Source organism: Paenibacillus ottowii (assembly GCF_006874425.1).
In the GTDB taxonomy this organism is placed as follows: Bacteria; Bacillota; Bacilli; order Paenibacillales; family Paenibacillaceae; genus Paenibacillus; species Paenibacillus ottowii.
The window spans coordinates 33,808-48,264 of sequence record NZ_VIJZ01000014.1 but is presented as its reverse complement, the minus strand read 5'-3'; the positions used below and the strand labels follow the sequence as shown (position 1 = coordinate 48,264).

14 protein-coding genes are annotated in these 14,457 nt (G+C 47.9%); all 14 read right to left on the bottom strand.

Annotated features, from left to right (window positions below):
- Positions 1–4 precede the first annotated feature (4 nt).
- The 14 genes from nadC to FKV70_RS23520 all read right to left on the bottom strand — a co-directional run bounded on the left by nadC (position 5) and on the right by FKV70_RS23520 (position 14,388).
- A complete protein-coding gene (gene nadC, locus FKV70_RS23585) occupies positions 5–895 on the bottom strand; it encodes a carboxylating nicotinate-nucleotide diphosphorylase (protein ID WP_142614737.1) in 891 nt (296 codons plus the stop codon).
- Positions 885–2,498 carry an L-aspartate oxidase gene (nadB, locus tag FKV70_RS23580; protein ID WP_142614736.1) on the bottom strand — a complete coding sequence of 538 codons (1,614 nt, stop codon included), beginning with the start codon at positions 2,496–2,498 and terminating at the stop codon, positions 885–887. The genes nadC and nadB overlap by 11 nt, the downstream gene beginning before the upstream one ends.
- A gap of 279 nt (positions 2,499–2,777) precedes the next feature.
- Positions 2,778–4,817, bottom strand: coding sequence for an ATP-dependent zinc metalloprotease FtsH (ftsH, locus tag FKV70_RS23575; RefSeq protein ID WP_063208377.1), 2,040 nt, complete (start codon positions 4,815–4,817; stop codon positions 2,778–2,780).
- A gap of 97 nt (positions 4,818–4,914) precedes the next feature.
- Positions 4,915–5,454, bottom strand: coding sequence for a hypoxanthine phosphoribosyltransferase (gene hpt / locus FKV70_RS23570; RefSeq protein WP_142614735.1), 540 nt, complete (start codon positions 5,452–5,454; stop codon positions 4,915–4,917).
- A 47-nt stretch (positions 5,455–5,501) separates the two neighbouring features.
- Positions 5,502–6,950, bottom strand: coding sequence for a tRNA lysidine(34) synthetase TilS (tilS, locus tag FKV70_RS23565; protein WP_142614734.1), 1,449 nt, complete (start codon positions 6,948–6,950; stop codon positions 5,502–5,504).
- Positions 6,951–7,015: 65 nt separating this feature from the next.
- Positions 7,016–7,954 carry a protein kinase domain-containing protein gene (locus FKV70_RS23560; RefSeq protein ID WP_142614752.1) on the bottom strand — a complete coding sequence of 313 codons (939 nt, stop codon included), beginning with the start codon at positions 7,952–7,954 and terminating at the stop codon, positions 7,016–7,018.
- Entirely contained in the window at positions 7,938–8,687 is a 750-nt protein-coding gene (locus tag FKV70_RS23555; protein WP_142614733.1) for a vWA domain-containing protein, read from the bottom strand. Before FKV70_RS23555 ends, FKV70_RS23560 begins: the two co-directional genes overlap by 17 nt.
- Positions 8,688–8,812: 125 nt before the next feature.
- Positions 8,813–11,320: a stage II sporulation protein E gene (gene spoIIE, locus FKV70_RS23550; protein WP_142614732.1), complete on the bottom strand. Its 2,508-nt coding sequence runs from the start codon at positions 11,318–11,320 to the stop codon at positions 8,813–8,815.
- Positions 11,321–11,825: 505 nt separating this feature from the next.
- Positions 11,826–12,341: a S1 domain-containing RNA-binding protein gene (locus FKV70_RS23545; protein ID WP_063208367.1), complete on the bottom strand. Its 516-nt coding sequence runs from the start codon at positions 12,339–12,341 to the stop codon at positions 11,826–11,828.
- Positions 12,342–12,464: 123 nt separating this feature from the next.
- A complete protein-coding gene (locus FKV70_RS23540) occupies positions 12,465–12,794 on the bottom strand; it encodes an FtsB family cell division protein (protein ID WP_063208365.1) in 330 nt (109 codons plus the stop codon).
- 4 nt (positions 12,795–12,798) lie between these two features.
- Positions 12,799–13,377: a spore cortex biosynthesis protein YabQ gene (gene yabQ, locus FKV70_RS23535; protein ID WP_063208363.1), complete on the bottom strand. Its 579-nt coding sequence runs from the start codon at positions 13,375–13,377 to the stop codon at positions 12,799–12,801.
- Positions 13,374–13,658: a sporulation protein YabP gene (gene yabP / locus FKV70_RS23530; protein ID WP_063208361.1), complete on the bottom strand. Its 285-nt coding sequence runs from the start codon at positions 13,656–13,658 to the stop codon at positions 13,374–13,376. Before yabP ends, yabQ begins: the two co-directional genes overlap by 4 nt.
- A gap of 179 nt (positions 13,659–13,837) precedes the next feature.
- Positions 13,838–14,116 (bottom strand): RNA-binding S4 domain-containing protein, encoded by a 279-nt coding sequence (locus FKV70_RS23525; RefSeq protein ID WP_016818913.1) that lies wholly within the window; start codon positions 14,114–14,116, stop codon positions 13,838–13,840.
- Positions 14,116–14,388: an HU family DNA-binding protein gene (locus FKV70_RS23520; protein WP_007428028.1), complete on the bottom strand. Its 273-nt coding sequence runs from the start codon at positions 14,386–14,388 to the stop codon at positions 14,116–14,118. The genes FKV70_RS23525 and FKV70_RS23520 overlap by 1 nt, the downstream gene beginning before the upstream one ends.
- Positions 14,389–14,457 lie beyond the last annotated feature (69 nt).

The following is a 14,457-nucleotide window of genomic DNA, read 5'->3' as shown; positions in this document are numbered from 1 at the left end:
GGTGTCACCTATCTTTCTTTGCGTTAAGGTCAAGGCTGATATCCAGGTTATGAAATGAGTATGTCAGCCTGCCTACAGAAATCACATCTACGCCACTTTCAGCCATCCCACGCACTGTATCCAGCGATACATTGCCTGAGGCTTCTGTTTTGACGTGTGGAGCTTGCTCACGAATGAAGCGAACGGCTTTCTTCATATCCGGGACGGACATGTTATCCAGCATAATAATATCTGCCCCAGCTTCCAGAGCCTCCTGGACTTGCGTCATGTTTTCCGTCTCTACTTCAATCGTCATCGTATGCGGGATGTGCGCGCGCGCTCGGCTCACCGCTTGTGCAATCCCACCCGCGCCCTTAATATGATTGTCCTTAATCATAACAGCATCGTACAGACCAAAACGATGATTTGAGCCGCCGCCTACACGCACAGCATACTTCTCCAACAGGCGATGTCCCGGCGTTGTTTTGCGCGTGTCCACCAAGCGTGTGGGAAGTCCCTGCAATTGATCTATAAAACTCCGCGTCCGTGTGGCAATTCCGGACATCCGCTGGAGTAAATTTAACGCCAATCGCTCCCCGGTCAAAATGGCATGAGTACTCCCATTCACCTCTGCCAGAACGGTTCCCTTTTCAATCCACTGGCCATCAGTCACTAGCGGAGTGAACGACAAGGAAGGGTCTACTACTCGAAATACAAGTTCAGCGACGGGTAAACCGGCAATCACGCCACTCTCCTTGGCATGAATGACAGCCTTAGACTGGTGGCCCGGCTCAATCGTCCAGCGTGTGGTCACATCACCGGAACCTGTATCTTCTCGCAGCCAGCTGCGAATTTGTGCTGTCAGCTCTTCCTGATATCCGCTAAACTCTCCATAAAGCTCGCTGTTAGATGTCATGAATGCTCTCCTCCGTTATCCCTTGCTCACGTCGCTGCTGGACATGCTTTCGCCACACGCAATCATCTGTCTCAGGGAAGTCCTCACGATAGTGCGCCCCGCGACTCTCCTCCCGCAGCAGTGCACCATCTACTACTAATAAAGCACAGGTAAGCAAATTGGCAAATTCGATTTCTTCCCGACTGGCGATCACAGTCTGAAACACAGGCACTTGCCCGTGCAGCTCTTCTAAAGCCGCTTGCAGGCCGTCTCTATGCCGACGAACACCAGCATAATGAACCATCGTTTCTTGCAGCTTATGCCGCCGTTCCACGACGGTTGAAGCCTGATACTCTGCACGGTTATCGCTGTAAGATATCAAAGTATGTCCAACCAGCGGCGGCAATGATGGCAGTCGCTCGGTAATCCTGTTGGCGAACACAATAGCCTCTGATAACGAATTGCTCGCCAGACGATTAGCGCCGTGGACACCTGTGGAAGAAGTCTCGCCACAGGCGTACAAACGCCCAATGGAGCTTTCCCCGTATAGATTGGTCTGGATACCACCCATCATATAATGGGCCGCAGGAGCAATGGGAAGCCAGCCTGTCGTCATATCCAAGCCGTATGACAGACATGTCTGATAAATCGTTGGAAAACGTTGCTTTACCCGCTCAGGCGGTTCGTGTGTAATATCCAGGTATACAAACGTAGATTGGGTGCGTTCCATCTCATGGATGATTGCACGAGCTACGATATCTCTGGGTGCAAGCTCCTGCCGAGAATCATATTTGTCCATAAAGCGTTCGCCATGAATGTTGCGTAACACGGCCCCTTCTCCCCGTACAGCTTCGGAAATAAGAAACCTTGGAGCGCCCGGATGGCATAACGCCGTAGGATGAAACTGTATGAATTCCATATCCCGTACAATCGCGCCAGCGCGATATGCCATAGCAATACCGTCCCCAGTTGCGATCTCCGGGTTAGTCGTATAACGGTATAATTGTCCGCTACCTCCTGAGCACAAAATTGTTGCATTTGCAGTGATATACGACCTTTCTCCATCTGGCATTTGGACGAGGGCCCCAATACACTCCCCATGCTCAGTCAGCAGGTCGATGACCATACACTCTTCCCACACCTCAATACCGGGATGAGCAGCAACCTGCTGTGACAAGGCACGCACGACTTCATAACCGGTGGCATCTCCATTTGCATGCAAAATGCGTCGATGACTATGCGCCCCTTCTCGTGTCAGCGCTAGTTCACCACCCACGCGATCAAAGGCCGTTCCCAACCGTATTAACTCTTGAATACCGTCTGGACCCTCATGCACAAGTGCTCTGACCGCCTCGGGTTCACATAGACCTGCACCAGCAATCAGAGTATCTTCCATATGATAAGCCGGTGAGTCCTCGTCTGATGTGACAGCAGCAATGCCTCCTTGAGCATAACGAGTGTTGCTTTCCATTAAACTTTTCTTGGTAATCAGCAGTACTTTCCGATTCTCCGCAGCCTTAATCGCCGTATATAAGCCCGCAATGCCAGAGCCGATAATTAAGACGTCAGCTTCCAATTGGTTCAATCCCGCTACATCAAAATCAACTAGATACCTTGGAATCATGCCTTCACCTGATTTCACAGAAGAATAGCGCACACCATAGTTGTACAGTATGCGCTCACGGAATATGTTCAAAATGATAGAAAGTCGATTGCAGCGGCTGTTGTCCTTTTAAGCTAAGTATGCGACAGCCGTTTATTTAACAATAAATGTACACAACGTTCCGGTGTCTGTCAAATCACGTTAGCAATAATCTCCCATATCTAAAAAAGCTCCGGAAAACCAATAGGATCTGGTTTCCCGAAGCTTACATATATGCTTTTTCAGCTATCCATCCGATGATCAGGTTGTTGTCGGTGGAGTACCGCCCGAATTGCCTGAATTGTTATCATCCTCAGGTTTTTGCAGATTAGGGATATCGTTCGGTTGATCCGTTGTATTCTTAGGCTCCTCATCCTTGCCTTGAATACGTACACGGACATCTCCGATGTTGTCGATCACAGGCTCACCGTTTTCTGGTGTTCCTTCTCCCTCATTCGTATTGCCGTCCAAAGAACCTGTCTCGATCAAACGTTTGATTTGTTCAAGCTCCAGAGTTTCTTCTTCCAGCAAAGTTTGAGCGATCAAGTGAACCTCTTTGGAATACTTCGTCAGGAGTTCTCTAGCACGCTCATAAGAGTCAGTGATGAAGCGATTCATCTCCTGGTCAATCTGATAAGCGATCTGGTCACTGTAGTTCTGCTCATGACCGATGTCCCGTCCAAGGAATACTTGACCTTGGGAAGTTCCGAACTGCATCGGACCGAGCTTCTCACTCATACCGTATTCCACGATCATGCTACGCGCAATGCTTGTCGCTTGTTGGAAGTCACTATAGGCTCCCGTTCCGATCTCACCAATAAACAGCTCCTCGGAAACACGTCCACCCAACAATCCAGTGATTTTATCCAGCAATTCCTGCTTCGTTGTCAGCATGCGGTCTTCCTTCGGAAGCATGATGACATATCCGCCTGCACGTCCACGTGGAATGATGGTTACCTTGTGAACCATATCGGCATTTTCCAGGAAGTAACCGATAATCGTATGACCTGCTTCATGATAAGCAACAATTCGTTTCTCGCGGTCACTGATGACGCGGCTGCGTTTTTCAGTACCTACGATAACACGGTCGATCGCTTCATCTACTTCTCGCATCGAAATATCTCTGCGGTTGCGGCGAGCCGCCAGCAAGGCTGCTTCGTTCAACAGATTTTCCAGATCAGCGCCCGTAAAGCCTGTTGTACGCTTCGCGATAACGTCCAATTTAACATCCTTCGTTAATGGTTTGTTGCGTGCATGTACATGCAATACCGCTTCGCGGCCTTTAACATCTGGACGGTCAACCGTAATTTGACGGTCAAAACGTCCCGGACGAAGCAAGGCTGGATCTAGAATATCCGGACGGTTAGTAGCAGCAACGATGATGATGCCTTCGTTTGCGCCGAATCCATCCATTTCTACGAGCAATTGGTTGAGCGTTTGTTCACGTTCATCATGTCCGCCACCCAATCCGGCGCCACGTTGACGTCCAACGGCATCAATTTCATCAATGAAAATGATACAAGGTGCGTTCTTCTTCGCATTCTCGAACAAATCGCGAACACGGGAAGCACCGACCCCGACGAACATTTCTACAAAGTCAGAACCCGAGATGCTGAAAAACGGCACTCCGGCCTCACCTGCAACAGCTCTCGCCAAGAGTGTTTTACCTGTACCCGGAGGGCCCACTAACAGGACACCTTTTGGAATACGGGCGCCCACAGCTGCAAACTTACGTGGGTCCTTCAAGAATTCTACGACTTCGACAAGCTCTTGCTTCTCTTCGTCAGCCCCTGCTACGTCTTCGAAGGTAACCTTCTTCTTCTCTTCGTTATACAGACGGGCTTTGCTCTTGCCAAAGTTCATTACTTTGCCGCCACCGCCCTGTGCCTGATTAAACAGGAAGAAAAACAACAGGAACATGATCACCAAAGGAATGATAGAAGTCAAAAATGTCAGCCAAATGCTTTCGCCTTCCATTTTCTTCTGTACGTATTCAAACCCGTTCGCTTCGCTGGCATTCACCAGTTCACTTAGTGCTTGATCCGTTGGCGGAACGTATACGGAAAAATTGGTTGATTTAGCATTAGCCGGCTGCTTCTTATATGCACCGGTTACAAGATAGGCGTAACCGTCAAATTGGACCGTTACTTTAGAGATGTTATTAGCTTTAACCTCTTGCCGTAATTGGTCATATCTAGGGAGATCGGAGGCTTCGTTACTGTTGCTAACAAACTGAACGATACCCACCACAACTAAAAAAAGAATCAAATAAAAACCAGAATTCCGGATGAACCGATTCATCCCCTACCTCCTCTCGAGACACTTAAGTTATTTTACCATAGCCTGTAAGCCCTTCTCAACAAAGGACCCTATTTAGTCCTAGGACTGGAGGCTGAGATTAGCTGGTGTAGATTTCCGGCTTCAAAATCCCTATGTATGGGAGGTTCCGGTAATGCTCGGCATAGTCCAGACCATAGCCGACAACAAACGCATCCGGAAGTGTAAATCCGGTATAGTCAGCCTCAAGATTAACGGTCCGGCGCGCAGGCTTGTCGAACAAAGTTACGACACATACCGAATTGGCATTACGATTCTTAAGCAATTCAATCAAATGTGTCAGCGTCAGACCACTGTCGATAATATCTTCGACAATCAGAACATCGCGTCCTTCTACTGAAGCATCCAAATCTTTGATGATTTTAACGACGCCTGATGATTTGGTAGATACTCCATAGCTAGATACAGCCATAAAATCAAGTTCCAACGGCACCGTAATAGCTTTAACCAAATCTGCCATAAAAATAAACGCACCCTTCAGCACGCAAATCACCAATGGATTTTTCCCTTCATATTTCACGCTAAGCTGTGCGGCCAATTCCTTGATTTTACTCTGGATTTCTTCTTCACTGATCAATACTTCCTGAATATCATTTTGCAACGGTGTAAACCTCCTAAGTTTATACTATGAAAGCCGTTCCTGCGCAATTACCGGTGCCCCGGACTCTCTCGTCTTTGCCATGACATATATATAACCGAAGACGTGTGCTTTTGCACCGCAGCATGTACAGAACGCCGTACGCCCGGAATCCAGAGAACAGCTCCAGAGTGGTCGCAGACGATGGGAATAGCGGAACGCATTAAAGGAGGTATTTTTTCATCAATAAAAATATCTTTAACCTTTTTTCTCCCCTTTAATCCCATTACATACATGGTATCTCCAGGTAATCGCGAGCGTACAGTCAACGGCAGAGTCAATTGATCTGCGTCGAACCACGCTTCTTCCTCATTCACTGGACGGTTTCTGTCCCAATAGGAAGCTCTTCGCCACCGGAGTATACCCCCTGCTTCAGGCAACTCAAGCTCACCGGAAATAGGCAATACGCTCAGTCCATAGCCCCATTCGCCCATAACGACTTGCGTACGGTCAAACAAAACCGCCTGGTCATATTCGCGGACTCCAACCGCACCGCCGCCCAAGTCCAAGCTCCATGTAGAGGATGTCTCTTGGAGAAGTCTTAGTCGAACGGTCTCAATTTTACGAAAATCAAAATTTCCACTGTCCGAAGGCAGATAATTTAATATTAGTTTAATCAACCTCCGTTGTAAAGCAACGGATAGCTGGCGGTATGAAGCGATGGAAAACATGTACCTGCCATTATTGAAATGCACCATTTTCTCGTATGCCGACAGTGTAGCTGTCTCCATAAAATCATTTTCGTCAGCCATCGTCTCGGCCAACCGATTCAGGGACGGTGTCAGTTGCTCATTATATTGCCCCAAAAAAGGGAGCACATCCATGCGGATAGCATTACGACGATATTTAAATGATAAATTAGTGCTGTCTGTCACATAGGAAAGACCATAAAAGTTGCAATACGCAATCAAGTCAGCCTTGTACATACGAAGCAGCGGGCGAATGAGTTGCACATTTTTTTCCTTCCGCGCCAAACGCATACCCGCCAAACCCGCAGGTCCGCTACCGCGCAGCAAGTGCAAGAGAACTGTTTCAGCTTGATCATCGCCATGGTGAGCCATTGCAATATGCTGTGCCTCCCACTTCGCAGCTGTCTCATGTAAGAAGCTGTACCGCAACTCACGGGCTGCCTCCTGAGGGCCCTTGCTGCTCTCCTTCATATAAGCTGGTGCATCAACCCGAATCATTTCAAATGGAAGATTGAGCTTTCGGGCAAATTTGTGTACCTCTTCAGCCTCCACATCCGATTCCTCTGGCCGGAAACCATGATGAACATGTGCGCAGACGAGTTGTAATGGCATATGTATAACGGATATTTCATGTAAAATGTGCAAAAGGGCCACCGAATCCGGCCCACCGGATACAGCAACCACAATGCGGTCTCCGGGGTTCCACAGTGAATGTTCTCGCGCCAAAGCGAGCACTTCCTGTACAACACCGGTCGGTTTTGTTGTTCCCATTCACGACCCTCTTTTCTCCCGACCGTAAAGATAATGATCTCTGTAATCTTATGTAAGTCATGCTGCTACCTTAACGCAATCCAGAGCGCTCCGGCAAGCAGCAAAAGCGATACCGTAAAAGCATATCCCAGCCAGCGTGGATTTCCTCTTTTGACAGACGATTGCCTGACATGTGCGGAAGCCAGACGCGACCATGCTCGGGCTGCCACACGAGTATCGGAATATTCTCCACGCACAGCACCCAGCAGCCATTCGGCGTAGGGGCGCAATATACGGCTGCGACGGATGATAACTGTCAATTCTGCCGTGTTACGTAGCTGTGGCAGCCTGCTCGCAGCTACCTTTAGCGATTCGCTCTCCAATATATGAATGGTTAGGAGAGCAAAGGCAAACAGGTCGTACTGGGGATCAGCATTTCGACTACCCGCATTCCAGAATCCCCTGTCGTACCATTCTGTAAATTGTTTAACACTCCGACCTGCAAGAGACACTCCACCATAATCAATCAACTCAGCCTCTCCATAGGCATTGACCAATATATTCTGAGGTTTCAGATCGCCAAACACCCATCCTGCCTGATGGAGATCGGCCAGACGATTCAGTATGCCAGTTCCAGCCACACCATACCACTCCGACCCTTTGGCTGCCACAAATTTATGAAGCGGATCTCCCTTAACATACCGCATAACATAAAAGGGGATCTCCCCATTGCGTAACACTACATCATCCACCTCAAACAAAAAGGAAGGATTTCCATTCCGCTGGAGGGCAGCTTGTGTCCCTTGAGACTGTAATGTGGTCAGCACATTAATCTCCGATTGCAAATCTAGCGTGTTTCTTCCCATTTTGAGAGCAAATTGCCGATCGGCCTGTGCTTCTTTTACCAAATATACAGTTCCGTTCGCCCCCCGGCCCAGCAAGCGCTGAATGACATAGCTGCTCCGCTTCCACTTGCCCTTGATGACCGTTCCGGGTGCAAGAACGGGATCAGACGACGTAGTCACCGAGCATCCCTTCTCCTTTGCCATAGGATTCTTCCAGATCTTTCTGTTCCCCTAGTGTAACATATCGGTAATAATCAATCACTTGTAAAATGGCTGGTCCTGTCGGTGTCGCTCCTTTCATCCGCAAGCGTCCAAATATCGATTTGATCTGGTCCAGCTCAGAGGTCCATCCGATATCCATAACTGCGTCTTCTCCCATTCGTCCGCCTGGGAAATGAAATACAGATATACGACTGAGTCCGCTTCTGGACTGTAAGCTGAGCATTAAATCGCGGATACTGTCCTCTACAGCAGGCAGCTTGGGCTTCATGCTTGCACTTGCATCAATGAGCAAGGCAATTTCCAGAGGGCTTGTTTCTGTCAGTTCATCCATTACCTCTACCACCTGAGCTCGTTTGGCTGGAGGCAGTTCGCCGATATGCCGGGCACCGCCCTCACCTAAAATGTGCGTTAACTCTCTATTAACCGCCTGCTGAATCGTTTGAACCACCGTTTTGCGCGTCATCATTTGCATGGTTTGCGCCAACTGCTTCGTACCAACGATTTGGCTAAACCCACCCCCTGCTTTAGCAATCTCCTGAATCTCTGCGCTCCCAAGCTCGCCAATCGTTCCATAGTCTATAACTCCGGCGACGTTCACTGTAATACCCTCCCGCAAAGCCTGGGCAGCCGCCATAACGGGGCTAACACCTACGTTAGAGCATCCATCTGTAATGATCAAAATTTGCTTCATCGTTTTTGGCCTCCGCTTCCTCTTAATCTATTCCGATAGATTCTATCTTTGCCTAATCCGGAACGATTCAAACGAAGGATGCGGATTTTTAAAACCGAGTAAGCAATTTCCCGGGCAATGTCGATCTAGCTCACCGTCCGTGGACGTTCCAACCATCTCATGCCAGGTACATGGAGTGTGGCCCACTCGGGGTGAAAGTGATCTATTTTACTAACGACGACCGTCATATCATCATAGATTTGATTTTGTTGGTATCGGATAACCCGTTCTAGCAAACAATCAGCCAGTTCCTGTGGATCCTCACTTTCAATCTCCTGAATCATGCGTTTCATCCATATTTCCTTATTAACTGCATAACCTGGTGAATCGTATATACCATCTGTAATCATAATGAGAATATCTCCCGGCTGAAGCTGCAGCGACACCAAATCAACTTCGATATCCTGTATAATACCAATTGGTAAATTGCTGGCAGATACAGGAATGACCTCTTCCCCTCTTTTAATAAAGCTTGGCGTAGATCCGATCTTCATAAAGGTTGTCCGAGCCGTGTACTGATCAATTAGCGCCATATCCACCGTAGCATACATTTCCTCAGGTGATCGGAGCATCAGGACAGAGTTAACCGACTTGATTGCCAATTTTTCGTCCATACCCGATTGCAGTAGTTCCTCCAAAATGTTCAATGCTGCACTGCTCTCTTGCTGCGCACGTTCTCCGTTCCCCATACCATCGCTTAAAGAGACTGCAAAAGTTCCATTCCCTAGCTCCATCATGCTGTAGCTGTCTCCTGAGAAGAAATCGCCTCCTTTAGCAGCACTAGCTACTCCTGTAGCAATCTCATATGTTTTAGCAGAACCGAACATAACTGTAGCCAAGCCTTGGTGGTGATCTGCCGCCGTTTCGCGCATGACAGCTATATGCTCGTCGAGTATGTCTGACAGCAGTGGAGCAATGATTTTCCGGCATTCATCAAATCCCCTTGTATAGGCGTGGACAATCTCAATTTCAACCTGACCTGCATCCAGACTAATAATTTCGATGGATTGGATGGATAAGCCCAGTCTATCAAGGGCCTCTCGGATTTGCTCCTCCTGCCGATGCATGGTTTGCCCTTCCCGCTGAATTTCTCGTGCTAAATCCTCCATAATTTGCGATACACCTGAGAGCTGGTCAGCAACAAGCTGACGACTATCGTATACTTGGCGCTTCCACTGCATATTATGCTGGTAGAGACTATACTGCTGTTTCATGACCTGCAGGACAGCGCCTGTTTTGGCACATGCCTTGCTCCATTGCGGCGGCATCTGCTCCGGCTCCAAATCAGGATTATCCTCAATGGCACTCATCATTTCCGTCATATACTGATGGGTTTGCATAAACTTCCCGTCCCAGCACTGCTCGCACTTAAAGCAAGAGGCACATGTCCCTTCCGCCACCGCATTCATAAAGTGTTCGATTTCTCCGTCCGGTTTTGCCCCTTCACTGGCAGATATTTGATGAAAGCTGCGGGATAGCTGCCTAAATACACGGGAAAATTTCGTCACCCGCTCGGCAGTGAGATCACGAACCCTTTTGGCATACTCATGCTGGGACTTGGCGTGATCCTGTGTACCCGGGACATAGGTGGAAACCGCTTTTAAGAAACTTTTTGGAGTCATTAAAAATAATAGAATTGCCGCGCAGCTCTCCCAGGTTGATGTCAGCACGTCTCCAGTCCCATCCAGATAGATCGTCAAGATGGAGGAGCCTAGCAGCATACCAAGGGCCACTGCACCTTTCCTCCCTTCACGCAGCATCCCTGCCAGCAAACCGGCAAAAGCAAGCAGGCTCATCTGCACAATGGCGGACATATTGGCCAAACTTAATATTAAACCGGTAATCACACCGACCGAGGCACCCAGCGAAGCACCTCCCACGAGAGCAAACACCAAGACCAAATATCGTGAAAGTACATGATCTATAGACAGTGAATGAACGGTCCATCCTACTGCTCCCGTCATCACAGAGGCTAATAGAATAATAAGACACAAAATTTCTTCGTTTTTGAGCTGGCTTGCCTTCTTACGATACGTAAATAGCGGTATGGCCTGTGTGAACACCAGGGTAAGCATAAAACTGAGTACCGCATCCGTCCCTACAATGACCAGCTCATACCATGTAAAAGTGGGAGCCATCACGGCATTAAATAGATTGACCATAAACACAGACAAGAAGACCATAAGCGGGGCATAGGATAATTCCAGACGATCGAAGGTTCGTAGCCCACGATACAGGAGATAAAATACGATTAGCTCACCACCAATCATGAATAACGATGGGTAAGGAGCTAAAAGGCAGCCTATCACAACGGATACAGCTACAGGCAGCATTAGATCACGCCGAAGGAATGTAATGACCGCAAAATAAGCGAGGGCAAAAGGAGAAAGCTCGTCCAAAATAGTGGCGCGTCCCAGTAGAACTCCCATAGCTGACAATAGCAGCATCCATCTTTGCGCGGTTATCCATTGCACCACTTTATGTGAATCGAGCCGTTTCTTGAGTCTGGAAGACCAACCTTCCGTACGCTCTTTGGATTTGGACTTTCTAGATTTTAACCCCGGAAAATGTACCACGTTCCATTTCTCCATCATGCGTCAGGCACCCCATTCATCAATTTGATGTTCCCATCTTAAACCGGAACGATTGAGAAAGTTTGTCAGAACCTCACGGCTTATTCCAAGAAATTTCCGACAAAAAAACGTTCCGCGCGAAAGGACAGACCATATCCCTGTACCCCAAGCCACGCCCGTGTGGAAGCAGATGGAAGTTGTGTCTTTCTACGCTTTGGACGACCTCTCTATGTCGGTCATCCTGATACCAAATCTAGCGATTTGCACGGAAGATAGACGGAAAACCGTTGGAGTTTGTCGGACGATTATGTCCACACGACAAAAAAAACATCCAATATTCCAAGGGATGCTTCTTGTCTTCTTCATGGAATTGCTAATTTTAAAAATGTCCCCATACAACGTCACCCGAATGTATTATCCGCAGTCATGGCCTGCCGTATCTCTTGTCGGTAAAACGCAAAAAAACCGTAGCAGTCTTTCGACTGTACGGTTTTCCGTGTATGGTTGATACGGTTGTCAAAGTGAATTAAACACGCTTCGCGCCGCGTCCTCCGCGTTTACCTTCGGTGTTCTTTTTCAGCGACGAAATGCGTTCCTCACTATCTTTCAGGAAGCGTGACATTTTATCCTCAAATGAAGGTTTACCCGGTGCAGGCTTGAAAGATCGGCCTCCACGATCGCGGTTGAAACCACCACCGCGTCCCTGACTTGGACCAGAACCTCCGCCGCCAAAACGGTCTCCTCCACCTGTTCCTCCTGTACGCTCCGGTCTTGGAGCTCTTGGTGGACGGGCTTCACTTGCCGGCTTATCAATCGTTTGCTTAATGGAAAGTCCGATTTTGCCGTCTTTGTCAACATTAATGACTTTCACCGTCACAACATCATTAATCTTCAGGTGGTCGTTAACATCCTTAACATAGTTATCGGCGATTTCCGAGATGTGAACGAGACCCGTGACACCTCCAGACAAATCCACAAATGCTCCAAAATGCGTGATGCCTGTCACTTTGCCCTCTAACTTGGTGCCCACTTCAATTGCCATAGAATAAAATGATCCTCCCTTAAAATATACAACCGATTTTTTTGCAAAAAAATCCCGCTGTGGTGATTTGATTATACAAAATGGCGGAACCAAGGTCAACTAACCATTGGCCCGATAATGCTCCTATTTTTGATCTCCGATGATTGGTGTCTCTTCCGGTTTGTAAAGACCGTACTTGCTTCTGGCAATTTCTCCGATGTATTCAGGGTCCTTGAGACGATTTACTTCGGTTTGAAGCTGTTGTTCCGTTTGTGTAGCAGCTTGCTTCTGTTTTTCCTTCTGGATGAGCTGTTCATTCCGATCGGCCATAATCATGCCTTGAGAAAAAAAGGTGAATATAGCCCAACTACCAAAGGCGGCAAGCGATAGCAACCAAATCATGATTCGCCTGCGTCCGCCCGCATTGGACTTGGACGTAGGAGATGAATGGCGATCTACAGACGAATTACGCATGATACTACCCCCTTCCAAACCATCTTTTTGCTGTATTTTTCAGTCTGATACCTAGCTTTATGAGCGAATCTGGAGTTTTCCAACGCGCTATAAGTGGACCAACCAACCATAAGATCGGTTTCCAAATCGGCATCAGGATGTATATCAGCATCCTTCCTAGGAGCACGATAAGTGCCCATGTCCATCCGACCAGCTTGCGTAACAGCCGATACAGCGCTAACACCGGAAGAACAATCAGGATGCGCAGTATGCTGTTCACGATCAACGTCAGTCTGCGAACGATCTCTATTAACATTACCACAAAACGTTGGGTTGTAACACTAAAGGCCCAAAAATAGAGCCAAACCCCCAAAAGTAGTCCTAAAAAGACATAAAACCGCAGCTCACCGCGATTACTCGCGTACAGCACACGGAAAATAAACAAAGCCGAGGCCACCCAATACAGCACGTCCAACATATGAACACTCCAACGGGCAAAGTGAAAGCGGATTGACAGCACCCGGTAGCTGTCAAATACCACTCCCATAGCTATGCCCGACAACAGCATCCACGTTAATGTCAGCCATTGTGTGTAAGGATTCATCTGAAGAGCTTGCCGAATAGGCTTTTTCCGTTTTTGGCCGGGGCCCCAGGCTCCAGGTAGACGAGGGAATTGATCAGACCTTCAATGGACAGGAGCCCCTCTTCCAGACTGAGGTTTTTGATATGTAAATGTTGTCCGCGAATGGTGAGATGGCCCAGCTCGGTCTGAAGCAAAAACTCTTCACTGTCAAAGCTCTCCACATTGCTGACGCCTGAAATGTCGAGCTGCTTGCGGCTTTGCATGCGCAGATCATGATGCTTGGACTTCCCTTGTTCAATCATGGCATGTACCCCTCCTTCTGTTCTTAGCTTATGAAGGGGAGAGCATGATTTAGAACTGCTTTGGCTTTTCACGAGCATATATTAGACGAAAGCTCATCATTCAAAAGAAAAAAGCATCCCTTCATAAAATATGAAGGAATGCCTCTATGTACAACATTATGAGAAGATCAGATGCCTGCTTACCAGTTCAAACCGTTGTCCCTGGCAATAGGCTCTTCCTTTACCAAAGTGTACATACTTGCAGCCTCGTCCTTGCGTGTAGTGTCGGCGAGCCGTTCCACTCGCACGGTCACCAGCTTCTGGCCAAATTGGACGGTAATTTCATCGCCTACTTTGACCGCACTGCTCGGTTTGGCCTCACGTCCATTCACCAGCACTCTCCCTTGTTCGGAGACGTCCTTGGCTACTGTACGACGCTTAATCAGCCGCGAGACTTTCAAGAATTTATCAAGACGCATTAGTTAACGGCTTCTTTAAGCTTATTACCGGCTTTAAAAGCAGGAACGGTCGATTCTGGAATTTCAATCGTGTTGCCGGTTTGTGGATTGCGGCCTGTACGGCTGGAACGCTTGCGCGTTTCGAAAGTACCAAATCCAATCAGTTGTACTTTGTCGCCACTAGCAAGTGCATCTGTAATTTCACCAAGAACGCCATTCAATACAGCTTCAACGTCACGTTTGCTCAAACCGCTTTTGCTGGAAATATTGTTGATCAGATCTGTCTTGTTCATAAGATAAAAGCCTCCTAAATGTCAAAAAATAATCATCACGCTACATATCCATAGATGGAGCAGACGTGA